Below are 23,992 nucleotides of genomic sequence, written 5' to 3'. Positions count from 1 at the left end.
CTCCCGGTCGGAGTGCCCCTCACCCGGGGCTTCTCGTTCGGATATTCGTAGGGCCGCGCAGATCCGAACGGGAGTCCCTGAACTATTGTCATCAGACTCCGCTGGAGCTACCCGAGTTCTCGGCGGCGAGGTCGTCCTCCACGTCCTCCAGGGCGTCGATCAGTTTCTGCCCGTCGATCTTCTCCAGACTGTCCCCCTCTGCGCTGAACAGCGAATCAATGCTGTCACGCAGGTTTTCCTCAATGTCGCGGAAGAGCGTCACCTGATCGCTCAAAAATCCATGGAGCTCCGTGGCCATGTTGGAGACACGTTTACTCATCTCCGCACCGCCGACCGTGTCCCCTTCGCCTGCCATCGGCCCGATCATAAGCGGCCACGGCGCGTCCTTCGCCACACTGTCCGGAGGAGCCGCGCCCCCCGCCAGCATAGCCATGGTGGGGACCATCCAATCCGGCATGGGCATACCAGCGATGGCCAGAACCAGGCTTATCGGTGAGTAGGGCCCCGATTCCGTTCGAATCTTCTTGAGTTCCGCCTGGAACTCCTCGATATCGACGTTCAGGAATTTCTCGATCCACGCCTTGTCCAGCGTGAGCGGGGGCTTCCCGCCGGGGTCCGTCATCTCCTTCGTCCTTTCCCGTCGTCCGGTCCCACTGAAGCCTGTCCGCCCGGACCAAGCCGGCCGTATGGCAGCTGGTCGAGCATGCGGTCTGACTCTCTTGTCCGACGGTTTCGAGTCGTCGGCGCGGAGAGTTCCGCGGAAGCCTGGTCAGCAACCCCGCGGAGGGCACGGCGGCCTTACAGCAGCCGTCACCCGTTCTTTCGATCCATCCGCCGGGCATCGCCCGACGGCGAGCGCCCGCGTGAGCCGTCGCGCAGGCAGCCGCCCGGCTGCGTTGCGAGCCGCCGTTCAGCGGCCGATGTTCACGCCTTCCCAGCCTTGGGTCAGATTGCGCTCGGTCTGCTTGAAGCCCGCGGACACGTCGTCGAGCAGTGCCGCATTCGACTCGACCAGGTCACCCATCCGTTGGGCGGCGTTGTCCCAGGCGGTCTGCTTGTCGTCGTAGGCCGCCCTGTCGTCGCCCTCCCAGCTTGTCCTGAGCGCCTGGAGCTCCATGTTGAGCTGGGAGAGAATGTTCTTGATCGCCTTGTTCTGCATACGCAGGTCTTCGGCGGCGTTGTCGGCGTGGCCGTAGTTGACATAGATCACGCCATCGGTGAGTCCGGAGTCACTCATGAGATGCCTCGTTTCGGTTCGACTCAGCGGGGAGCGCGGCAGGCAGTCGGCCCGGCTCCCGGGTCAGTTGTGTTTTTAGCCCGCAGTCGAGGGGCCGGCGAGTTCGTCGAAGATGCGGCCTGACTCCTGGTACTGCTGGTTGATGGCGTCGTTCGACGAGCCTTCGGTCAATCCCTGCTGCCTCAATGTCTCGTTCAGCTGCTCGACCATGTCCCGCAGATTCTTCGAGATGATCTCGGCCTGCTGGTCCCATGCGTCGAGCAGGTCCCGGTAGTTCTTGCCGACGGATCCACCGACTGCGGTGCTCATGTTGAACTTGGTTTCCTCGACGCTCTGCCGACTGTTCTGAACACCGGTAAACGCCTGTTCCAAGGCGTTGATACCGTTCCGCGTCGACTGTTCCTCGGACCGTGTAAGAGCTGACATGGAATTCCCTTTCTGGTGGGGTCGCCGCCAGGCGTGACGCACTGGTGGCTGACGCGACCAATTGCGTTGGACCACCATCCAGTTGGCCCAGTAAATAAAATGCTAGAGGCCGCGAACGGTGATCGCAACACTTGCTGTCAAGTATTCGTAGAATTCAACACGTTCATCAACACGACAGCAGGTGAATTAACTCAGTGCTTACTCGTTGCTGACTCGGCATCACCTGACGTCTTCTCGCGGAACTTTGTTTTCTTGTCAGCGCATCGTGGAGCCGTCGAGTCGCCCCGTCCCTTACTCGCGCTCTTCCGAGTCAGATCAGGACCGGTGGGCAGCATGGACAACAGCGCGGACGGAATACCCTGGGCCTGTTTCTCGTTGTAACCGAGCGCTTTCAATCCGTCGCCAGAAGGCACCCGGTATTTCATTCCGGTGTCCGTCACGAGATAGAGCGTGTCGCCGACATCTCCCCCGCCTGCGCCCAGCGCGTGCACCAGGGCGCCACCGCCCGGCGGCACCGCTGTCCGGTGCACCGTCACGCAGGCCGGAACCAGCTTCTCCGGCGGGGCCTTCGTGGTCGGACCGAGGTCGGCGGGCCGGGCGAAGGTCACGCTCACCCGCGTTCCCTCAGCTCCGGGCCGCACCCCCACACACGGGGTGCGCCCGTCCGCAAGGCCCGCCGGGTCCGGAGGAGTCGAAGGCTGCTGCTTCGCCGCTTCAGACAGCCCCGGGTCCGGAGCCAGTTGGCCGCTCAGCGCGTCGGTCCCCAGCTTGCGGGCGGCCACCGCACGGCCCTGGTACGTCTTCTCCTTGGTGTCCTTGTCCCCGAGCACCAGGGCTGCGCCGGTGGCGGTGATCCGCGTCAGACCCTTCTCCTGCAGCAGGTAATAACGGGCGGTGCCGCCGGACCCGGCGACCTTGAAGACCTCACCGATCCGCGTCGGCCGCCCATCCAGCCGGGGCCCTTCCGCGCCCTGGTCCGACACCTCAGGTGGCGTCAGATCCGGCCCGGTGGGCAAAGAGTTGAGGAAGGCATCAGAGACCTTGAGAGGCCGCTCGGAGCCGTAGCCGAGCGCCTCAGGGGCGTCGGACTTCTGGTCGAGACGGAGCTTCCTGCCCTGCCAGACCAGGTAGAAGTCCTTGTCCGGTCCGGACGCCAGCAGGCCCTGCGTCTTCTTCAGGCCCTGCCCTTCGGCATCCGATCCCACAGCCAACGTAGTGCCGGTCGAACCCGTGGACGACCCCGAACAGACCTGCCACTTCCCGTCACTGAGGTCGCCCTCGGCCGGCGGTTCATCGGGGGCGCCGCTGATGCCTACCGGAGCCCCCCGCGGGGTACCGCGCAGCGACTTGCCGCCGATGGACATGACCTTCATCTCCGCACCCGCGAGCAACCGCGCGGAGGTGTAGTTACGGACAGGCCGTAGCCGTTTACCCAGGTAGAGGTACCGGGCGCCGGTGTCCTTGTTGACGATCAGCATGCCCGGGTCCCGCCAGGACTCCTTCGTACCGGGCTTGAGCAGGCCGAACACAAAGGCACCCGCGCAGATCAGGACGGCGATCAGGATGCTGATGGTGATCCCCCGGTTGGTCCGGCCCTGAGGGCTCTCCGGCGCATCGGGGTCCGCACGCAGCATGCCCGAGGTCAGCCGCCCCATGATGAACATGTGCGCCTGGACCTGATCACGTCTCGACTGCATTGGTCGCTCCCTCCCCTCAGGCGCTCAGTCCGCGCAACGCGCCGTATACGCCGAGGAGCCACAGGACAAGCGGCAGCAAGGCGACCGCCGAAAGGGTGTGCAGCACTTCGCCGATCCGACCCCAGTACGGCACGAGGCGGCGCCCCGGCACCGTCCAGGAAGCGATGGCGATACCCGCTGTGACGGCGAGCAGCGCGGCAACTGCCAGGAGCCGCCGCCCCGGTGCGGAGGGCGCGGCGTCGACCAGGAGCAGCATGAGCGGCGCCGCCGCCCCCGGAAGGATCAGCGAGAGCCGCTGCCACGTGTTGCCCAGGCCGCTTCCGTGCAGCATCAGCAGCAGCGACAGCACCAGTACGGTGATCAGGGCCGCCAGGTCCGCGTCCCAGGCGAGCACGGCGAGGCAGGCGGCGCAAACGGTGCCCACGGCGCCGTAGAGCGAACTCATCCAGCCGTCCGCCAGGGCGGTGCGAGCGGCAACCGCGGATGTGGAGTGCGGCTCGATGCCTTCTTGGAGCTGTGCGGCGTTGGTCGGCAGGGGTGGCATGCGCAGCCCGGCCATCCGGAAGGACAGTGAGGGGACGAACGCTCCGAGTACCACCGCCACCAAGGCGGCGATTCCGGCGACATGGTGCGGTCCCAGGTCCGCCGCCATCATCAGGGCACCAGCGACCGCCCCGAACACCGCGACCACGGCGACCGTCAGGAAGAGCGCCGCGTAAGCGGCCACAGCGGCGAGGACGACGATCGCGCAGCCTGCGCTCACCGTGCTGGTCGCCAGCAGCCGTGAGCCGAGCACCTCGTGGGCGTGCGGTCCCGTCAACTCCCCGCCTGGCAGCAGCCATCCGGTGACCGCCAGGTAGGGGACGGCCATGATGCCGAGCACGGCGCCCGCTCCGGCGTCGCCGACCGCGCGGCTGGCCGAACCGGCGCCTGCGATCAGCAACAGCCCGACCGCCGCGGCGCACAGAGCACGCTGACCGGCGGAGCCGCCGGGCAGTGCGAAGAGCACCACTCCGCCTGCGAGTACGAGGGCGGCGAGACCGCGCAGCAGCCGCCGGCTCGCCTTGGGGGTCCAGCCGTAGGGGCGCGACTGCATGGTGGTGGATATCCCATCCACCAGATCGTCGAGGTGCACCTCGGGCAGGGCTTCGGTGCGGGGTCTGAGGTAGAGCGTCTCACCGTCACGCAGATCGTAGGAGTCGAGCGTGCGCTCCTCGTCCATCGGCTCGGCGCCGAGGCGTTGCAGCACCCAGCCGCCGTGGTCGATGCCTGCCTCTGCGAGGTCATCGCCGCCGTAGCCGAGGACAGCGGGCAGCAGGTCGGCTACGGGAACGTCGGAAGGCACCGCGAGGTCGATGCTCTTCTCCGGTGCGCGTACGGTCAGACGGCACAGCCCGGCCGTCTGGGTATCACTCATGCTGCTGACTCACGCTTCTCCGGAGGACGTTGCTCACTGCTCCGGTCATAGGAACAATCTGCCTGTACGAGACACCCTTTGAGGGCGATGGTTCTTTGAGGGCGATGGTTGTGTCTCTACGTTGGATGCATTCGGAACGGCGTTGGTTCACGATGACGGCCCGGATTAATTCGCTGTCGGCCAATCGGCCGCGTATGCAGGGCAATCTGAGACTCCGCCCACACCGCTGAGCGTAGAGTCAGCACTGAATCGGTGAACTGGTATACCGGAGAGACCGAGCTCGCCCGCGCCTACGCCCTTGTTCTCTTGCCGTGCCCGATCGGGCGTCGAACAGTGCCCGTTTCCCGCGCAGGGCTACCCGTAAGGAGACCGTTCGTTGAGTGTGGTTCTGTTTCGCAGGCCGGCCCGTCGCCGCGGACCGGACATGCCCGAGGGCGAGTTGAGTCTCCAGGAGCCGCCCACACTTCCCGAGGTGGTGCCGGACAGTTCCGCGGTGTGGACTTATCTGCCCATGGCGATGATGTCGGTCTCCATGATGCTGATGTTCATGCGGCCGGGCATGAGTCGTTCCTCCGGCAGCCACTTCCTGTACCTGGCCGTCGGCATGATGGTGCTGGCTTCGGGCGCCATGATGCTCGGCCAGTTCATGCGCAAGAGCAGTGAGCGCAAAGAACGGTTGAAGGGCGAGCGGCGCGACTATCTGCGCTACCTCACCCAGATCCGGCGCAAGGTCCGCACCGCGGTGTCCGACCAGCAAGAGGCGCTGGCCTGGCGGCACCCGGAACCTGCGGCGCTGTGGTCGATGGTGGGCACCACCCGGCTGTGGGAACGCCGCCCCCAGGACGAGGACTTCGGCGAGATCCGGGTGGCCGTCGGGGAGCAGAAGCTGGGGCTGCGGCTGACGCCCAAGGCCACCACCCCCGTCGAGGACCTGGAGCCGCTGTCCGCGCACGCTTTGCGCAGCTTCATCCGTGCCTACTCCACGGTGCCCGAGCAGCCCATCGCGATCTATCTGCGCGCCTGGGCCCGGGTGCTGTTCCGCGGTGACGAGGAGCGGATACGTTCCGTCGTGCGCGCCATGATCGCCCAGCTGGTGACCTTCCACGCGCCCGATGACGTGTGGGTGGCGCTGTGCGTGTCCGACGAGCGGCGCGAGGAGTGGGAGTGGGTCAAGTGGCTCCCGCACAACCTTCACCCCCAGGAGAGCGACGGAGCGGGCCCGGCCCGGATGTTCGTCTCGGCCTTCAACGAGCTGGAGGATCTTCTCGGCGCCGAGTTCCTGGAGCGCCCGCCCTTCGACCCGGACGCGGTGCCGGGCCGCGAGGAGCCGTTCACGGTGATCGTGGTGGACGGCGGGACCGTGCCCCATGGGCACCGGCTGGACGGCGTCGGCTTCCGCAACACCGTCGTACTCGACCTGAGTGAAGCGCTGAGCTGGCGGCCGGGGCGCGTCACGCTGCGCTTCGCCGTGGACGAGTACGACTTCGCGCTGGTGCGCACCGACCGCGAGCGCAAGGAGCAGACCACCCGTCTCGGCCGCCCCGACAGGTTCGGACCGACGGGCGCCACCGCGTTGACCAAGCGGATCGCTCCGTACCGGATGGGGGTGGGCGCCGAGTCCTCCGAACCCCTCTCCGCGACGCTGGAGCTGACCACCCTGCTGGGGATCCCCGACCTGTATCACCACGTTCCGGCCACGCTCTGGCAGCGCAACACCGGCTCGGCGCGACTGCGGGTGCCCATCGCCGTCGGCGCCGACGGCAGCCCCGTGGAGCTGGACATCAAGGAGTCGGCCCAGGGCGGCACGGGGCCGCACGGCATGCTCATCGGCGCCACCGGCTCCGGTAAGAGTGAGCTGCTGCGCACCCTGGTACTGGCGCTGGCACTCTCCAACTCCTCCGAGACGCTCAACTTCGTCCTGGTCGACTTCAAGGGCGGGGCCACCTTCCTCGGTCTCGACGAGCTGCCGCACACCTCAGCGGTCATCACCAACCTGGCCGGTGAGGCTGCGCTGGTCTCCCGGATGCAGGACGCCCTGCACGGCGAACTGATGCGCCGACAGGAGCTGTTGCGTGCCGCCGGGAACTACACCTCGGTCTTCGACTACGAGAAGGCACGGGCCTCCGGCACCCCGCTCGAGCCGCTGCCCAGCCTTTTTGTGGTCGTGGACGAGTTCAGCGAACTACTGGCTGCCCACCGGGAGTTCATGGAGCTGTTCGTGATGATCGGGCGACTCGGTCGCAGCCTCGGCGTCCATTTGCTGCTGGCCTCGCAGCGGCTGGATGAGGGCCGGATGCACCAGTTGGAGAGCCATCTGTCCTATCGCGTGGGCCTGCGCACCTTCTCCGCAATGGAGAGCCGCGGCGTGCTCGGTGTGCCCGACGCCTACGAGCTGCCCCCGCAGCCCGGCAGCGGCTACCTCAAGTCCGGCATCGAGGGACTGACCCGGTTCCGCGCCGCCTACGTCTCCGGCTCGTACCAGGAGCGGCGCGCCGGCGCGAACCAGGCCAGGGTGGCCAGTCAGACGGTGCCGTGGACCTCGGGCTACGTGGTGCCGCGCCAGTTGCCCGACCTCCCGGAACCCGAGCCGGAGCCCGAGGAGGAGCCGGAGGAGACCGGCGACACGCTGCTGTCCGTAGCGGTGGACCGGCTGCGTGACGCGGGGCCGCCCGCCCACCAGGTGTGGCTGCCGCCGCTGGACCTGCCCGCCACACTCGACCAGGTGCTGCCGCCGCTCACCCCCGACCCGGAGCTGGGGCTGACCACCGTCGGCTGGACGGCGCGCGGGCGGCTGACCGTGCCCATCGGCATCGTGGACAAGCCCTTCGAGCAGATGCGGGACCTGCTGACGATCGACCTGTCGGGCGTCGGCGGGCACGTGGCGATCGCCGGTGGCCCGCAGAGCGGCAAGAGCACCCTGGTGCGCACCATCCTCACCGGGCTCGCCCTCACCCACACCCCACGTGAAGTCCAGTTCTTCTGCCTCGACTTCGGTGGCGGCGGACTGTCCGCGCTCTCCGAGCTGCCGCACACGGCCGGAGTGGCGGCCCGCCTGGAGTCCGAGCGGGTGGGCCGTACGATCGCCGAGGTCAACTCGTTGCTGGCCCGCCGGGAGAAGTTCTTCCTCGACCACGGCATCGACTCCATGGCGAGCTTCCGGCGCCGCAGGGCCGCCGGGGAGTTCCCCGACGAGCCGTACGGGGACGTGTTCCTGGTGATCGACGGCTGGTCCACGGTGCGCCAGGACTTCGACCACAACATCCAGACGTTCAACGCCATCGCGGCCCGCGGCCTCAACTACGGCGTGCACCTCATCGTCACCACGGCCCGCTGGGTGGAGCTGTCCGCGAGCGTGCGCGACCAGGCCGCCACCCACCTGGAGCTGCGGATGGGCGACGCGATGGACTCCGAGATCGACGCCCGCCGCGCCGCCAACGTCCCCCGCCTGGCCGGGCGCGGCCTGACCCGGGGGGACAAGCTGCACTACCTCGCCGCACTCCCCCGGATCGACGGCGTGGAGAGCGCGGAGGACCTCGCCGACGGCGTCGGAGGGCTGGTGGCAGCGATCAAGGAGAGCTGGCCGGGGCAGCAGACCCCGCAGGTGCGGATGCTGCCGACCCAGCTGCCTCTCTCGGAACTCCCTGCTCCAGAGGGCGACTTCCGGATGCCGATCGGCTTGGAGGAGAACGAGCTCTCCACGGTCTGGCACGACTTCAGCGAGAGTCCGCACATGATCGTGGTCGGCGACACCGAGAGCGGCAAGACCAACCTGCTGCGTCTGACGACCAAGGCCATCATGGAGCGCTATACGCCCGCCGAGGCCCGGATCATGATCGTGGACTACCGCCGCGACCTGGTCGAGGCCGTCCCGGACGAGTACCGCCTCGGGCACGCGGTCTCCCTCGACGCCCTCAAGGACCTGGTGGACGGGGCGTCCCGCGCGATACAGACCCGGCTGCCGGGCCCGGAAATCGCCCCGGGCCGCATGCGGCTGTGCGACTGGTGGACGGGGCCGCGGCTGTTCATTCTGGTCGACGACTACGACATGGTGGGCACGAGCATCGGGAACACCCCGTTCGACCCGCTGCTGCCTCATCTCGCGCTCGGCTACGAGGTCGGGCTGCACCTCGTCGTCGCCCGCTCCGCCGCCGGGGCGGGGCGCGGACTCGGCGAACATCTGATGCGCAGGCTGCAGGAGGTGAACACGCCGAGCCTGCTGATGTCGTGCCCGCCGTCGGAGGGCTTTCTCTTCGGCAACGTCAAGGGCCGGGTCCTGCCCCCGGGACGGGCCACCCGTATCGCCCGCCGCAAGACCACACGCGTACAGACAGCGCTGGTCGACGCGCCGGAATGATCCTGCGCCGCTGTCCGGGGTTCGACGGCCGGACGGTTCCGGGCGGGGCCGGGCGGGGCCAGCCGTAGCCGCAGGGCCACAGGCGCCGGTCTCAGCACCGGCGGCGGTGCGTCGCCGGTGCTGAGGTCGCGGGCACGACTATCGGCCCTCGGCCGGCTGCCCGTTCTCCGGCTGTGCGTCCGGGTACTCGCCCGTCGCCGGGCGCCAGCCCCTCGCCCTGCCGCGGGGGATCACCACGGCCCCGGCCGCCACCAGGAGCACCAGCCCGCCGCCCACCCCGGCGAGGATCAGCGCCCGGTCGCGGGGCTGGGTCGAGGCGGGCTTCGGGACGTGCGCCTCGGCGGGACGCGGAGTGGCGCCCTGCTTGTCGGGGAGCGACTCCGTGACCGCCGCGTACGGATCGAGCCGCGGGGTGTCCGCGGGGTACGCCGAGGCGGTGAGCTGCCGGGAGACCTGGGCGGCCGTCATGTCCGGGTGCCGCGCCCGCACCAGGGCAGCGGCACCCGCGACATGCGCGGCGGCCAGCGACGAGCCCGAGCCGAAGTAGTGCCCTGAGCCCTTGGGCCCGACGCTGACCACCTCGTTCCCGGGCGCGGCGAGGTCGGCCCCCTTCACCTCGGGAGCGTCCTCGGGACGCTTGCCGTCCGGGCCGTAGTCGATGGTCGAGAGCACCCCGGGCGCGGCCGCGGGCCAGTACCAGGGCGCCGGATCGGCCGCCTTGCCCGTTGATTTCTTCGGCAGGGTGTCCGGGGCGATCGGCGCGACGACGAGGGCGTCCCGCTCGGCCGCGTGCTTCGCCGCGGCGGTCAGTTCGGACTTGCCGGTGGCCGTGACCCGCCCGACGTAGATGACGTCGGCCCCGCGATCGGCCGCGGTGCGGATGCCCTTGGCGAGATTCGCTGCCGTGCCGCCGCCCCGGGTGTCCGTGCCGCGCACCGCCAGGATCCGGGCCCGCGGCGCGAGTCCCGCCACTCCCACGCCCTCGCGGGGCGCGGCGGCTATGAGGCCGGCGGCGAAGCTGCCGTGACCCACGCAGTCCTCGCCCCCGTCGCCGACCGGGGTGACCCGGCCGGACAGCGCAGGGATGTCCGTGCCGACACCGGAGTCGACCACGGCGACGGTCACCCCTTCACCCTGGCTGAGCTGCCAGGTTCGGGACGGTCCCAAGGGCTTCCTCGTCCACGGCGCGTCCTCGGCCGTCTTGGTGGATGCCTTCGCGCACGGCTCTCCCGAGGGCAGAACGGAGGCGACGGCGGGCAGTTCGACCGAGTCGGCTGCGACGGGAGCAGCGAAGGCCAGCGGTACGGTGGCCAGCACAGCGGCGACCACCGCCCGCGTCATCGGATGACGGTGAGAGCGAGCACGACGCATGACCCGATGATACGCAGCGACCCGACGGCACCCTCTGAATCGACCGCCGGAACGTGCGCCAACTCGTCCTAGGAGTCTGGCTGTCTGCAACTGAGGTCCCGTAGCCTTCAACAGATCAGGTCACTTGGGTCGTGGTACAGCCGCCCACTGGTCAGGCTCAGGTCACCGTGGCTGACAGCCCGACAAGACAGAGGCCGACAGGCTCGACAAGGAGGAGGTCCCAGCGTGTCACGCCAGTTGCTCAGGGTCGATCCAGACCGTTCGGAGAGCTTCCGGACGATCGGTGAGGCGCTGGCGCATGCGCGCACGGGAGCGGTCATCCGCATCAAGCCCGGCCGCTACCGCGAAAACCTTACGGTCAAGACCCGGCTGACTCTCGTCGCCGACGGGGAACGCGGCAGCGTGGAGATCTGCCCGCCCCGCGGCACCGCCGTCGTCCTGGTCGCGGACGCCGTGATGCTCACCGATCTGGTGTTGCGGTGCGGCAGCGAGGACCTTCCGGTGGTGGACGCACCGCGCGGCCAGGTCGCCATGGACGGCTGCACCGTCGTCGGCTCCGGCTGGACGGCAGTCCTCGCCCGGGAGAGCGGCTCGCTGGCCATGCGTGACTGCCGGATCTCCAATCCGGAGGGCGCGGGAGTCGTTGACACGGCGGCCACCGGCAGCGTCGTCGACAACTGCCTGATCGAGCACCTGGGCACATCTGCCGTCGTCCTCAGCGAGCAGGCCCGTACCTCTGTCACCGGCTGCCGGATCCGCGACGCGCGCGGCAACGGCGTCCTGGCCAACGGCGAGGCACAGGGCCGGGTGGCGGACTGCGACATCTCCGGCACGGAGAAGCCTGCCCTCGCGCTGGAGGGCCGATGCGCCACCAAAGTGGTACGCAGCCTCGTGCACGACACCGCTGTCGGCATCTACGTGACCAGCGGCTCCCGGCCGGTATTGGAAGAGGTCACGGTCACCGACACCAGTGGACCCGGCGTCGTGCTCGCTGCCGGCGCCGACCCGGAATTCCTGCGCTGCGTCACCTCACGGACCAAGGGCAACGGTCTGGCGGTGACCGAGCGTTCCCGTGGGAGCTTCCAGGACTGCGAGTTCGACACCTCTGCGGTCTCCGCGATCCGGGTGGTCGGGTCCAGCGCACCGCTCCTCACCGGTACCACTGTGCGCGACTGCGCCGACACGGCTGCGAGTGTTCTGCTGGCCGAGGGGTCCTCGGCGGAGTTCGACCGTCTGGAGGTCTCGGACGCGACCGGCGTCGGGGTCTCCATACGCACCGGCGCCAACCCCCTGCTGCGCAATACCCGGATCACCTCGACGGGTGGCCATGGCATGGAGGTGCTGGAGGACGGTCGCGGCCGACTGGAGAACTGCACAGTCGAGCGCACCGACGGCGCAGGTATCCGCGTCGGGACCGGCGGCGCCCCGGACTTCGACCGGGCGGTGCTGCGTTCGACGGGCCAGGCCGGCATCCGGATCGAGGCCGAGGGGCGCGGCACCGTGCGGGACGGCGAGATCCACTCCAGCAGCGCCGCGGGCATTCATGTGGAGAGCGGCGGCGAGCTGCGCGCCGACCACACCCGTGTGTCCGAGTCCGGGGCGCACGGCGTGCTGGTCGCGGACGGCGCCCGAGCCACATTCACCGGCTGTCACATCGGCGGCAGCGTGGGCGACGGCATCCGCGTCGACAGCTCCGAGCAGGTCCACCTCACCGACTGCGCGGTCCGTGACAACCGCGGAGCGGGGCTGAAGCAGTCCCGCGCAAGCGAACGCCTCACCGTCGAAGGGCTGAACAGCAGCGGCAATGCCGCCCCCGACGCCTGGGGCGAGTCGGCCGAGGGCATCGCCGCACAGAGCGAACGGCCCGGCCCCGGGGAGAAGCGGCCCGAAGGGCCGCTGGCCGAGCTGGAGTCGCTGATCGGCCTGTCCGACGTCAAGCACCAGGTGCGCACCCTGGTCAACCTCAACCAACTCGCGCAGCGCCGCGTCAGCCTCGGCATGCCGGCCCCGCCGATGAGCCGCCATCTGGTTTTCTCCGGTTCACCCGGCACCGGCAAGACCACCGTGGCCCGGCTCTACGGCGGCATCCTGGCCGAACTGGGCGCGCTTCGCTCCGGGCATCTGGTCGAGGTCTCCAGGGCAGATCTTGTCGCCCGGGTCATCGGCGGTACGGCCATAAAGACCACTGAGGCCTTCAACGAGGCCCTCGGAGGCGTGCTGTTCATCGACGAGGCCTACTCCCTGCTGTCCGACAGCAAAGGCTCGGGCGCCGACTTCGGCCGGGAGGCCATCGACACACTGCTGAAACTGATGGAGGACCACCGCGACGACGTCGTGGTCATCGTGGCCGGATACACCGACGAAATGGCCTCCTTCCTGTCCTCCAACCCCGGCCTGGCCTCCCGGTTCACCCGCACCGTGGAGTTCGCCAACTTCTCCGTCGAGGAGCTGGTGACCATCACCGAGAGCATGTGTGCCGCCCACAGCTACGAGCTGGACCCGCGCACCCTGGATACGCTCGCCCAGCACTACGAACGGATGCCGCGAGACGCCGGTTTCGGCAACGGCCGCGCGGCCCGTCAGGTCTTCGAGGAAATGGTGGACCGCCAGGCTTTCCGCCTCGGCTCGATGGCCGACCCCGCTGAAGCCGACCTCTCGCTGCTGCTGCCCGAGGACGTCGCCGAAGAGTCAGCCACCCGGGGCGGCGCGGATACCCGCGGCTCCGAGGAACTGCTGGCCGAACTCGACGCCATGACCGGCCTGCACGCCGTCAAGCGCGAGGTCACCGACCTGGTCAATCTGCTCTCGGCCACCAAACAGCGCCAGGCCGCCGGTCTCCCCACTCCGAAGATCAGCAACCATCTGGTCTTCTCCGGCCCGCCCGGCACCGGCAAGACCACGGTGGCCCGCCTCTACGCCGATCTGCTGCACTCCCTGGGCGTGCTCACCACCGGACAGCTCGTGGAGGTGGCTCGCGCCGACCTGGTGGGTCGCTACGTGGGACACACCGCGCAGCTCACCAAGGAAGCCTTCGAACGCGCTCTGGGGGGCGTTCTGTTCATCGACGAGGCCTACGCACTCACTCCCGAAGGTGCCGGCTCCGATTTCGGGCAGGAGGCCGTCGACACGCTGCTCAAACTCATGGAGGACCACCGCGACGAGATGGTCGTCATCGTCGCGGGATACACCGAGGAGATGGGTCGCTTTCTCGCCTCCAACCCGGGCCTGGCCTCACGCTTCACCCGCACGGTCGAGTTCGAGAACTACACCACGGACGAACTGGTCGAGATCATGAGCGGCTACGCGACAGCCTCCGGGTACGACTGCGCGCCTGACACGCTCAAGGCGCTGCGTGCGTACGTGGACGAGCTGCCGCGCGACCGCTCGTTCGGTAACGCCCGCACCTCTCGACAGATCCTCGAGGCGATGATGACGCGCCAGGCGCGGCGGATCGGCGCGATGTCCGCGCCCGGCCTGACCGACCTCCAGCTCCTGCTGCCCGAGGACCTGCCGAAGGACTCCCGGCAGCCCACGGGCTGATCCCGACGGGGCCAACTTCGCTGGTGCGGCGCTGACTGGCGCCGCGTCAAGCAACTTTACGGGTGAGTACAGGACGGCCGCTTCGGCCTGCGCAGCGTCGAGACTCTGTGTGATCTCCGCAGGTGGCGGCCACGGCATCCGTCATGCTGACCACGCCTCGGCAAGCTGCTCGTCACCTCGGCCTCGTCCCGTCCAGCACGGTTGTGAGTGGGCCCCCGGGTGAGCAAAAGGGGCCTTGCCCTCGTTCGACGGCTCGATAACGACCTGGTAACGGCTCGGGCCGCACGAAAACTTCGGTGCTTCCTTCCGCATCCCAGTGAAACGACGCACGGGGTCGGCTGACACCTCAACCCGACGCGTCGACTTCGGCTGTTCTCGTCGCGCTTTCGCTGCCTACAGGTGGCCTGAACGACGAGCACGTCGGCATCGGCATCGGCCAGCTTCTCTCCACACCTCTCTCGAAGCCCTCGGCCCACTCTTCCCATCCCTCAACGGCACAGAAATCTGCGGGCTCAATGATCGAGCTGGAAAGGACAGTTGATGACTTCACCACCGCATTCACGTCCGGGGAAGGGGACGGGGTGAACAACACACCGGCCCGGAACGGTATGGACATCTTCAGCTTCGGCGGAAAGGTCAGTGCGGCATACGCCTCCGCGAACTCACTTACGCCTTCAATGGGTTCCACGCGCGACGACCACGGCGATGCGGCGTTCCCCACAGCTCGGTCGGTCTCGGGCGGGGGTTGAAAGGAGTGAAATCCAGAGTCGATCCTCTGACCGTGGCGGCGATGACGGTCACCGTACTCGCCATCTCGGCCACCGCCCCTCTCACCGCGGCGGCCTCCGCCCCGCCACTCGCCATGGCGTTCTGGCGCAACTGCCTGGGCTTCGCCACACTCGGGCCGTTCCTGTTGTTACTGCGCCGCCGCGAGGTGGTACGCCTCGCCAATGGCGAGCGCAGCCTCCTGCGCCGGGAGCAGTGGCGGCCCATGATCTTCGGCTTTCTCGCGGCCACGGCGCTCGCCCTCCACTTTGCGGCCTTCATGACGAGCACCCGGATGACCTCGGTGGCCATGTCCACGGCACTCGTCGCCACCCAGCCCGTCTGGCAGGCCCTCATCGCCCGAGGTCAGGGTGTCCGGGCAGCTCGCAAAACATGGACGGGTCTCACGCTCGCCGTGGTGGGAGCCGGCACGGCCGCCGGTCTCGACGTGCAGGCCGGCGGCACAGCGCTGCTGGGTGACCTGCTCGCCCTCCTCGGGGCCATAGCTCAGGCCGCGTACACCGCCTTGAGCGAAAAGGCGCGCCCCTCGGTGAGCACACCCCTGTATTCGACGGTCACGTCGCTGGTCTGTGGTGTGGAACTCCTTGCCATCTGCTGGCTGGCAGACATCCCGCTCACAGGTCTCGACCAGACCACACAACTGTCGCTGCTCGGACTGCTCGTCCTCCCCCAGCTTCTGGGGCTCGGCTCCATGAACTTCGCCCTCGGCAGAACTTCGGCGACGACGATGAGCGTCCTCCTCCTGCTGGAGACCCCGGTGGCCGCGCTCACCGCATGGTGGCTGCTAGGACAAAGTGTCGAGGCCGCGACCGTGCCCGGACTCCTGATGATCATCATCGGCGTCACGATCGTGATCAAGAGCGGCGGGGAACAAGCCGCCCCGCAGCAAGGGAAGCACCATGCAGGAGTGCCCCCATATCCGGACTACGCCCCCGACACACTCCAACTACAGCAATTGGTCCCCGATTCCACCGCCCGGACACCGGAACACAAGACACCGGCCCGAGCCTTCGAGACCGCTTGGACGACGTCACCACGACCCCGACCGCTCCGGCACGCTGCCGTACGGGACCCGAGAGTGGACTGGGCACGGCACACCGGGGACGAGTCTCCGACGGTTCAGCTTTCCCTTCATGGTGCGGGAGCGTTCAGCACCATGTACGTGCGCAGGCCGCACGTGGTGGACGAAGAGCCGGCCTCGACGGTTCACCTGACACAGTGACCCGCCCAGGGATTGCGCGGAGTTGAGAACACGGGAGGGCCGGCGGGCTGCGTAGCCTCCTCGTCGTACTACAAGCTGCATGCGTACCTCCCTCATCGGTAGCCGGACAAGCTCAGCGAACTCATAGGTCACGAGGAGAACGCGGCGGCCCCTGGGCGTTACCGCGCACACGGTGCTTACCCGACCACACACCGCCAGTCGCGAGACAGTTCACAGCTTGACCGGCTGTGATCACGAGAGAAAGGAAAGTTTGCATGGGGAATGGCTTCGGCGGGAACTCGACCGGAACTTCCGAGCGGCCCGCGTTGTCGCGTCGGCGAATACTCGGCATGTCCGGGGTTGCTGGGCTGGCGGTGTTGGGCGCCGCGGCGTGCAGCGACGACTCCGGATCGGGTAAAAGTAAGGACGCCGAGTCCGGCAAGCAGGGCAAAGGGAGCGAGGAATCAAAGAAGGCCAAGGAAGGCTCTCGCGTTACCCCACCGCCCCCCGTCGGAATCCTTGGGGCGAACTTCAACGGCGATCCGGCCAAGGTGACATTCGACGAGCTCGAGGGTGTCTCGGCCACTTGGCTGCGCGGGTTCTTCCCCATGCGCGACGCCGATAAGGGCGCCATCTCTGAAAAGCCGCAGATAAAAAAGCTCCTGGAAGCCAAGGAGCGTGGGTACGGCACGGTGCTGTCGCTGAAGTTCCCGTACAACGAGCAGGACATCCCGACCCCTGGCACCGATGCCTGGAAGACCGCGTTCGAGCGCGTAAAAAAGGTGCTGCCGACCATCATGGACAGGGTCGACATCCTGGTGATCGGCAACGAACCGTTCCTCGAAACCCGTAAGAACCAGCGCGACCGTCGCCTCAACCTCTTCTACGAGAAGATCGCGCAATACATCATCGCCTACCGTGCCGAGCACTCCGCGCGTAAGACCAAGCTCTACATGGGGGCGCTCAACCACCTCGACTGGGCCAACGGGCAGACAGGTGCCACCAAGCGCTGGATGAAGTTCGTGAAGAAAACCAAGGACATCGAGGGAGTGGATATCCACCCTCATGTGACGTCCCTTGCGGGTGCCAAGAAGTACCTCGACTACATTCTCCCTCGCATGCGTCCCGAGCAGAAATTCCTGGCTACCGAGTTCTCCCTGGTCCTGCTCTGGAAGCAGCACCAGACAGATCCGGTTTCTGCCCAATTTGCAAAAAAATACAAAGATGCCCAGGGGAAACAGGTGTGGGAGGTGCTCCGCGAAGCCACCGAGCACCGCTTCACCCAGCAGAAATGGGACGATTTTCTTTCCATGACCCCTTGGTTCGAAGACAACAAGACCTATCTTCAGGATCAGCTTGAGCAGTTCCGCAAGACCGAAAGGCTCGCGGTGGCCACCTACGGGGTGAGCCAGGACGAGGCCATGACGACGAACTTCACCGCGAAGAAAAACCCGTGGATGCTCAACAGCCTGTACTGCCCGTATACCGTCCGGCAGGGCAAGGGCGGTCTGCCCGGACGGAACCGCGTATGGATCGACCAGTTCCGTGCGCTGCAGAAGACCGACTGAGGGACCGGGAAGACAGTGGGGACGTCCGGTCGGACAAGACGGCCGGACACCAACCACGATCTTGCATGAGGGTCCGTCAGCCGCTTGCTGACGGACCGTTCTGCTCGTTTAGAGCGCCGAGCATCGACATCCGGACCAGCAGGTCCGGGGCGATCTGGTCCCGCTGGCGGCTCGCGACAGATGCACGCCTCCAGGCGTCCCGTCACACGGGGAAGCTTCAGACGCGGCCCGATCCGGTCCCCGTGGACACACAGAAGCAGATGGCACCCGGCTCGGCGCACTCCACCGCCACCACAAATGCCTGCCGACGGCGTGCCGCTGTATCCCGGTGGGGGGCCTGAGTGCGAAGCAGTTGCGGCGAGGGGCTGTCAGATCCCCGCGTGAACCTGGTGAAGCACACGTGGTCCGAGAGCAGCCACAGGAAGGATGGAACAACACATGCGCGAGTTGCATCTGAATGAGCCGCTGAGCTGGGACGAATCGCTGAGGTCGCCGAAGGGCCGGTTCAAGGTGAGTTACGACCCCGAGGGAGTGGCCGTTCTCACGGAGCACAGGACGGGGGAGGTGTGGTGGCGCGCGGGGGAGGGGAAACGGGCGGCAGTAGGCCGGCTTCTGCTCGGTGACGGCGGGGCGGTCCAGGTCGTGGATTCCGCGAACAAGACGGTCTGGCTCTCGGAGATCGCGGTGCCGGGGGCCCGTTCCCTGACCGTCACGGACGGCGGCGATTTCGTGTTGTGTGACGGCCATGGCATGCCGCTGTTCAACTCGCGGACCGGCCCGACCGGGGCGGTGGCCATGGAGGACGCCGCACCCGCCGCGGACATCACCGCCCAGCGCTACCTGGTACGGGAGGGCAAGTGGCGCCAGCTTGTCACACGCGATTCCGACGGCTCGTTGCGGATCTCGGCCCAGGACCCGGGCGGCAGCGGGTGGAGCCGGCCACTGGCCGGTCCGCTGGTGCGCTGGCTGGAGCAGGACGGGACGGTCCTGACCTGGCGGTTGCTCAACAAGAAGTGGTCGCTGTGTCTGGTGGGCGCCGACGGTGAGCTGATCTGGCAGGAGGGGATGCGCAACGTGCCGATGACTCTGCCGCCTCCGGCGGCGGAGCACGCGTACGGCGGTCCGGAACTGGGCCTCGGCGGACGGCTGCGGCACCAGTCGCTCACCTCGCCTTCGGGCGCGTACACGCTGGTGCACCAGGAGGACGGGAATCTGGTGTTCTACGACAACCGGACGCAGCAGGCGATTTGGGCGAGCGACACCTGGTGGGCGGGCGACGGGTGGGCCGAGCTGGCCGAAGACGGTGAGCTGGTGATCCGCAATCTCTATGGGGCGCCGGTGTGGCAGTCCGGCACCGCGGGCCGGGGCGTTGAGCGGCTCGTGGTCGGCGACTTCGGCGGCGCGGCGCTGCTCGACGCAGCCGGCTCGGAAGTCTGGGGCTTCAGGGCCTCTCGGGACGCCACCGGCACTGAGGGGACCGCAGACACGACGGCGCGCGGATCGGTCCTGCGCCGTGGCCAGACGCTGCGTCGCCAGTCCCTCACCTCCGCCGGCGGCGGCACTGTGCTGGCGCACGGAAACGACGAGAGGCTCGTGCTCTACGGCGAGGACGGCCGCTGGATCTGGGTCGGGTGCACGTGGAACGCCGGGCGCAGCTACCTGGTGCTCGACGACGACGGTGTGCTGCGGGTGCGGGCCGAGGACGGCACGGTGGCCGAGGAACTGGGCGGGCCGGGTGAGGAGCTGGTCGTGCTCCCCGGAGAGGTCCAGCTGCGCCGCGACGACGGGACGGTGGTCTGGCGGAACGGGCAGCGAGTGGCCCCGCCCGAACCGGGTGCTTCGCCGCCCGAGGACTTCACCTCATGGGCGAAGACCCTGATAGACATCGACGATGGTGACTACGGCGTGAGCGTCGTCCACGACGTGGCGCCGGACGAGGCCCTGCGCCGGCTGGGCGTCGAGCCGACGCAGATCATGACCGGAACGTGGGAGGAACTGCAGGAGGACGCCGCGCGCCAGGACCTCACCCTGGACGAGGGGGTCATAGCCGCGTTCGCGCTCGGCCCGCACAGCTTGCTGGTCCAGGACCGCCTGGGGGGATCGGCAGTGGACTGCCCGGAGCTGTCGGAGGGCACCTTCGCCGTGTCGTGCGCCCTGAGGTACCTCGACAGATATTTCGTGGTGCACCGCGATGGCGAGACAGTCGCCGATCACAACACCTTTGACGGTTCCCAGGAGCCGAGTACACCCGAAGTTCAGCGGGCGCTCGCCGCGATGGGCTCCGACAACGTCATCGAGACCGTCCAAGAACACGATGTTGAACTGCTGTGCCGCACGGCGGGGGTCAGGCCGACAGAAGCGGACGTGGCCGGGACGGCCCTGGGCGCGATCCTCCGTTGGAAGCGATGAGGTGATCCGCGGGACCAGCCGGCCATAGTCGCGCGCCGCACACGATTCCTGGCGGCTCCCCCACTCCCGACACCTCCCGGTACCCCACGGGAACCGGGTGCTGGTCGAGATACCTCTCGACCAGGACTGTCAGGCTTGGCCCGGCCTATCGGCGTCGGCGGCGAGGCGGTCCAGCCATTCCCGCAGCAGGTGCTGCTCCGCGCCACTGAGGGGCGTCTGTTCGGGAAGTGCGGCGCGCAGGGCCCTTGCCGCACCGGCCGGTCCCGTGTGCTGGACGGCAGGCTCCTGGTTGGTCACGGCGGTGATCATGGATTCCCGAAGGATGGTCAACAGGGCCGGGTCGCGCCGGTCTTCGGGCAGGGAGAGCCAGGTGAGCACCGCCCCACGCGCTGTGGCGTGGATGAGCGCGACCGCCATCTCCTCGTCGACGCGAAGCCAGCCGCCCACGGCGAGGCGCCGGATGCGGCCCAGCAGGATCTGCATGCCGGCCTTGAAGGCGGCCGACGTCTCTCTGGTGGGCTCGCTGTACATCAGCGTGTACAGCGCGGGGTTGGCCAGACCGAATTCGACCGCCAGGTCCCAGCCGGCCTTGAGGTCCTCGATGGGGTCCTGCGGATCGGGGGCGACGTGCTTCGCCGCGAGGAACATGGCGAAGCCGTGCTCGGCCACCGCGTCGAGCAGCCCGTCCTTGTCGCCGAAAAGCCGGTAGATGGCCGGTGGTTGTACTCCTGCCGCGACCGCGACCGCGCGAGTGGTGACCGCGTCGCGGCCCTCGCTTACCAGCAGGTCGATGGCGGCCTCGATGATCCGCTGTCGGGGCTGCCCGCGACCGGTGGCTGCGCTGACGGATTCGACGGCGGCTGCGTCGTCCGTTCCATGTGAACGTGATGCCATGTTCCAACGATAGCGCGCGAGCGGTTCCATCGTTAGTTTCAGTGTTACGGTATCTACGGTTCCAATGGAACCAATGAGATGAAGGAGTGCAGATGTCAGACGGAATCAAGATCGTGGCACTTGAAGAACACGTTGCTCTGCCCGCGCTGCTCGATGCGTGGGCCAAGGCGGGTGTGCCGCAAATACCGCAGCTCGGGTTCGGGGACGAGCCCTTCGCGCGGCGGCTGCGAGACTTCGGGGAGCAGCGCCTTGCCGACATGGACGACCAGGGCATCGATGTCGCAGTCCTGTCCCTGGCCTCGCCCGGTGTGCAGAACCTCGCAGCCGAAGACGCCGTGAGCGTGGCCCGTGAGGCCAATGACACCCTGGCCGGGATCGTCGCCGGGCGGCCCGACCGGTTCCAGGCATTCGCCGCCATTCCCACAGCGGCGCCCGAGGCCGCCGCTGCCGAACTGGAACGTGCGGTCACTCAGCTCGGCTTCCCCGGTGCGATGCTGTACGGGCGCACAGGGGACAAGCTGGCCGACGCCCCGGAGTTCGACGATCTGTACGCCACGGCTGAACGCCTTCAGGTGCCGCTGCACTTCCATCCCCAAACGCCGGTTCCCGAGGTCCTCAAGGCGTACTACTCCGGCTTCGACGACGGAGTGGGGATGGCGCGCAGCACTGGCATGGGGCTTGCGACGGCGGGACTCGGCTGGTACTTCGACCTGGGTATCCAGTACCTGCGGATGATCTTCTCCGGCGTCTTCGACCGGCACCCCGGGTTGCAGGTGATCGCGGGGCACTGGGGCGAGGTCGTCCTGTTCTACCTCGACCACACCGGGATCATGGCGCACAACGGCAAGCTGGAGCGCCCGCTTGCCGACTACTTCACGCAGAACTTCTGGGTGTGCGGCAGCGGCACGGTCAGTGAGCGCTACATGAGGTGGACGTCGGAGGTCGTCGGAACCGAGCGCATGATGTATTCGACCGACTACCCCTACACCTTCGGGACCCGACCCGGGGGATTCCCCTTCCTCGACACCGCCAACGGGGTCGCCCGCTCGTTCCTCGAGCAGGCACCGTTCAGCCACGAGGAAAGGGCCGCGATCGGATCCGGCAACTGGGAAAAACTGACCGGGCACATTACAGCGAGCCGCGCACAGCGCGAGTCGGCTTGATACTCCGCCTCAGCCGACCTGAATCCAGGCGCGAACCATGCTTCGCCGTGCGGCCTTCGCACCGCCGTACAGACTCATGCCGACACCACCCTTGATGGACGCCGTGGATCCGGTGATCACGACGCTTCCGTCTTCCGGCAGGATTGCGATCGTGGTTGGACGGTGTTCAGCACGCCCTTTGACGTTGGTGTCGAAGATGTTGTTGAACTGGGCTTCCGTGGCCTTTCCCAGCGGGTTGCTGTCGCCTACGACAGCATCGGCGAGGACGTCGAGCGCCCGCAGGTGTCCAGGGCTGCTGGTGGTGGGAGTCAGGCTTGGACGGTGGGGCGGACGACGATCTCGCTGACATCGACACCCTCGGGCTGCTCGATCGCGTAGCCGATCGCGGCGGCGATGGCGGAGGGCGGCATAGCGATCGCGTCGCGCTGCTGGGTCATCGCCGCCGCTGCCTCGGGGCTCGCCCCCTTGCCCACGCCCTCGGTGTTGGTGAAGCCGGGCGAGACGAGGGTGACGCGCAGGTCGGGGCCGGACTCCTGCCGGAGCCCTTCGGTCAGCACCTTCACCGCCGTCTTGGTGGCCGCATAGACGGCCTGTGGGGGCTTCACGACGTAGGCCGCGGTGGAACCGACGTTGACGAACTGTCCGGAACGCTGCTCCCGGAAGACGGGCAGCGCCGCGCCTATACCGTTGAGCAGGCCGGTGATGTGGACGGAGACCATGGCGTCCCAGTCGTCCTGGCGCAGGTCGTCGAACGGCGAGACGGCCATCGTGCCCGCATTGGAGACGAGGACATCGAGCCGGCCGAACTGGTCGATCGCCGTGTCCGTAAGACGCTGGAGGTCCTCGCGGCGGGTGACGTCGACGATGACGCCGGTAGCCGTGCCGCCCGCTGCCTTGATCTTGTCCACGACGGCGTTCAGCCGGTCCTCCCGGCGGGCGCCGAGCACGAGCCGGGCGCCCTTTTCACCGAGATAGGTCGCAGTCGCCTCCCCGATGCCGCTGCTGGCTCCGGTGACCGCAATGACCTTGCCCTCAATGCCCGACATTTCCGCTGCCCTTCCCGGCGTGTGCGCAGGTCAAGCCATGACCTACAGTTGAAGTGGAGCCGCCCCCACTTAATTTCAGACTAAGTGGGGGAGCCCCCGTTTAGCAAACCGGGAAGAAGGGCGAGTGCTGTGGACGGGAGTGCAGCGCGTCCGCTGCGAGCGGACGCACGGCGCAATCGAAACAAGATCCTTGCGGCGGCAGTACGGGTGTTCGCCGAGGAAGGGCTGGACACCCACCTGGATCGCGTCGCGAAGGCGGCAGGTGTGGGCAGCGCGACTCTGTACCGCAACTTCCCCACCCGCGAAACTCTGATCGAGGCCGTCTACCGCAGCGAGGTAGTCGAGCTGTGCGACGCCGTCCCCGGCCTGCTTGAGACGCGATCGCCCTTCGAGGCCCTGCATGAGTGGACCCGCCTCTTCTTGGACTACGCCTCCGCCAAATACGGCATGATCGAGGCCCTCCGCGCCATTGCGGCAACGGGCGGCAATCCCTACGGCCACAGCCGCGACATGATTCAGGCAGCCATCACCACCCTCATGGACGCGTGCACGGCCGCCGGAGAGGTACGCACAGACGTCAGCGCGACGGATGTGGGAGCCGCGCTCGAAGGCATTGCCCTCACCTCGGCGGGCCCCGAAAAGCGACAGCAGGCCGAGCGACTGATCGTTCTCATCCTTGACGGTCTCCGGGCTCGACGTGAAGGACGTGACTGATGATCAGCTCCGAGAACGGGCCGCACCTCGCCCGGCGTTCCCTGTTGGTCGGTGTCGTACGGCTGGAACGGACCGGCCCGGACGGCACTCGCCTGTACGTCCGGCGACGGAACCGGAATCGCGCGATCGCCGACTGACCACCCACCCGACGGCCGGTTGGCTGTGAACG

At 67.9% G+C, this 23,992-nt stretch carries 18 protein-coding genes; 8 read left to right on the top strand and 10 right to left on the bottom strand.

All coding sequences use genetic code 11. The features are described from left to right. Positions 1 to 91 precede the first annotated feature (91 nt). The 5 genes from ACTWP9_RS03360 to eccD all read right to left on the bottom strand — a co-directional run bounded on the left by ACTWP9_RS03360 (position 92) and on the right by eccD (position 4,777). Complete coding sequence (locus tag ACTWP9_RS03360) at positions 92 to 622, bottom strand: type VII secretion system-associated protein (RefSeq protein WP_443244429.1); 531 nt, start codon at positions 620 to 622, stop codon at positions 92 to 94. 288 nt (positions 623 to 910) lie between these two features. Further along, the gene (locus ACTWP9_RS03355) at positions 911 to 1,237 is read right to left on the bottom strand and encodes a WXG100 family type VII secretion target (protein WP_443244428.1); all 327 of its coding nucleotides are present in this window, start codon (positions 1,235 to 1,237) and stop codon (positions 911 to 913) included. Between the two features lie 75 nt (positions 1,238 to 1,312). Next, positions 1,313 to 1,546 carry a hypothetical protein gene (locus ACTWP9_RS03350; RefSeq protein WP_443244427.1) on the bottom strand — a complete coding sequence of 78 codons (234 nt, stop codon included), beginning with the start codon at positions 1,544 to 1,546 and terminating at the stop codon, positions 1,313 to 1,315. Between the two features lie 308 nt (positions 1,547 to 1,854). After that, a complete protein-coding gene (gene eccB, locus ACTWP9_RS03345) occupies positions 1,855 to 3,360 on the bottom strand; it encodes a type VII secretion protein EccB (RefSeq protein ID WP_443244426.1) in 1,506 nt (501 codons plus the stop codon). A gap of 16 nt (positions 3,361 to 3,376) precedes the next feature. Beyond that, entirely contained in the window at positions 3,377 to 4,777 is a 1,401-nt protein-coding gene (eccD, locus tag ACTWP9_RS03340) for a type VII secretion integral membrane protein EccD (protein WP_443244425.1), read from the bottom strand. Between the two features lie 382 nt (positions 4,778 to 5,159). Here eccD and eccCa point away from each other — a divergent pair, with 382 nt between their 5' ends. Then, complete coding sequence (eccCa, locus tag ACTWP9_RS03335) at positions 5,160 to 9,131, top strand: type VII secretion protein EccCa (protein ID WP_443244826.1); 3,972 nt, start codon at positions 5,160 to 5,162, stop codon at positions 9,129 to 9,131. 138 nt (positions 9,132 to 9,269) lie between these two features. Here eccCa and ACTWP9_RS03330 read toward each other — a convergent pair whose 3' ends face one another. Continuing rightward, positions 9,270 to 10,472: a S8 family serine peptidase gene (locus tag ACTWP9_RS03330; RefSeq protein ID WP_443244424.1), complete on the bottom strand. Its 1,203-nt coding sequence runs from the start codon at positions 10,470 to 10,472 to the stop codon at positions 9,270 to 9,272. A gap of 255 nt (positions 10,473 to 10,727) precedes the next feature. Here ACTWP9_RS03330 and ACTWP9_RS03325 point away from each other — a divergent pair, with 255 nt between their 5' ends. Then, a complete protein-coding gene (locus tag ACTWP9_RS03325) occupies positions 10,728 to 14,042 on the top strand; it encodes a right-handed parallel beta-helix repeat-containing protein (RefSeq protein ID WP_443244423.1) in 3,315 nt (1,104 codons plus the stop codon). A 346-nt stretch (positions 14,043 to 14,388) separates the two neighbouring features. Here ACTWP9_RS03325 and ACTWP9_RS03320 read toward each other — a convergent pair whose 3' ends face one another. Next, on the bottom strand, positions 14,389 to 14,730 hold the full coding sequence (locus tag ACTWP9_RS03320) for a hypothetical protein (RefSeq protein WP_443244422.1): 342 nt from the start codon (positions 14,728 to 14,730) through the stop codon (positions 14,389 to 14,391). 102 nt (positions 14,731 to 14,832) lie between these two features. Here ACTWP9_RS03320 and ACTWP9_RS03315 point away from each other — a divergent pair, with 102 nt between their 5' ends. The 3 genes from ACTWP9_RS03315 to ACTWP9_RS03305 all read left to right on the top strand — a co-directional run bounded on the left by ACTWP9_RS03315 (position 14,833) and on the right by ACTWP9_RS03305 (position 20,006). Beyond that, positions 14,833 to 16,050, top strand: coding sequence for a DMT family transporter (locus tag ACTWP9_RS03315; protein ID WP_443244421.1), 1,218 nt, complete (start codon positions 14,833 to 14,835; stop codon positions 16,048 to 16,050). Positions 16,051 to 16,304: 254 nt separating this feature from the next. Then, entirely contained in the window at positions 16,305 to 17,597 is a 1,293-nt protein-coding gene (locus ACTWP9_RS03310) for a hypothetical protein (RefSeq protein WP_443244420.1), read from the top strand. A 438-nt stretch (positions 17,598 to 18,035) separates the two neighbouring features. Beyond that, complete coding sequence (locus tag ACTWP9_RS03305; RefSeq protein ID WP_443244419.1) at positions 18,036 to 20,006, top strand: DUF6461 domain-containing protein; 1,971 nt, start codon at positions 18,036 to 18,038, stop codon at positions 20,004 to 20,006. A gap of 129 nt (positions 20,007 to 20,135) precedes the next feature. On the opposite strand, the gene ACTWP9_RS03300 is transcribed toward ACTWP9_RS03305, so the two are convergent. After that, a complete protein-coding gene (locus ACTWP9_RS03300) occupies positions 20,136 to 20,900 on the bottom strand; it encodes a TetR/AcrR family transcriptional regulator (protein ID WP_443244418.1) in 765 nt (254 codons plus the stop codon). Between the two features lie 92 nt (positions 20,901 to 20,992). Between ACTWP9_RS03300 and ACTWP9_RS03295 the strand changes: the two genes are divergently transcribed. Continuing rightward, on the top strand, positions 20,993 to 22,063 hold the full coding sequence (locus ACTWP9_RS03295; RefSeq protein WP_443244417.1) for an amidohydrolase family protein: 1,071 nt from the start codon (positions 20,993 to 20,995) through the stop codon (positions 22,061 to 22,063). A gap of 9 nt (positions 22,064 to 22,072) precedes the next feature. On the opposite strand, the gene ACTWP9_RS03290 is transcribed toward ACTWP9_RS03295, so the two are convergent. Together ACTWP9_RS03290 and ACTWP9_RS03285 are read right to left on the bottom strand one after the other, a co-directional pair. Next, a complete protein-coding gene (locus ACTWP9_RS03290; RefSeq protein ID WP_443244825.1) occupies positions 22,073 to 22,345 on the bottom strand; it encodes an SDR family NAD(P)-dependent oxidoreductase in 273 nt (90 codons plus the stop codon). Between the two features lie 26 nt (positions 22,346 to 22,371). After that, positions 22,372 to 23,109: an SDR family oxidoreductase gene (locus tag ACTWP9_RS03285; protein ID WP_443244416.1), complete on the bottom strand. Its 738-nt coding sequence runs from the start codon at positions 23,107 to 23,109 to the stop codon at positions 22,372 to 22,374. A gap of 129 nt (positions 23,110 to 23,238) precedes the next feature. On the opposite strand from ACTWP9_RS03285, the gene ACTWP9_RS03280 reads away from it, so the two are divergent. Then, complete coding sequence (locus ACTWP9_RS03280; protein WP_443244415.1) at positions 23,239 to 23,823, top strand: TetR/AcrR family transcriptional regulator; 585 nt, start codon at positions 23,239 to 23,241, stop codon at positions 23,821 to 23,823. Next, on the top strand, positions 23,823 to 23,960 hold the full coding sequence (locus tag ACTWP9_RS03275; RefSeq protein ID WP_443244414.1) for a hypothetical protein: 138 nt from the start codon (positions 23,823 to 23,825) through the stop codon (positions 23,958 to 23,960). The genes ACTWP9_RS03280 and ACTWP9_RS03275 overlap by 1 nt, the downstream gene beginning before the upstream one ends. Positions 23,961 to 23,992: the final 32 nt, after the last annotated feature.

This window comes from Streptomyces sp. 3N207 (assembly GCF_052246355.1).
Classification (GTDB): domain Bacteria; phylum Actinomycetota; class Actinomycetes; order Streptomycetales; family Streptomycetaceae; genus Streptomyces.
The sequence above is the reverse complement of the archived record's forward strand: the minus strand, read 5'-3'. Positions and strand labels throughout refer to the sequence as shown.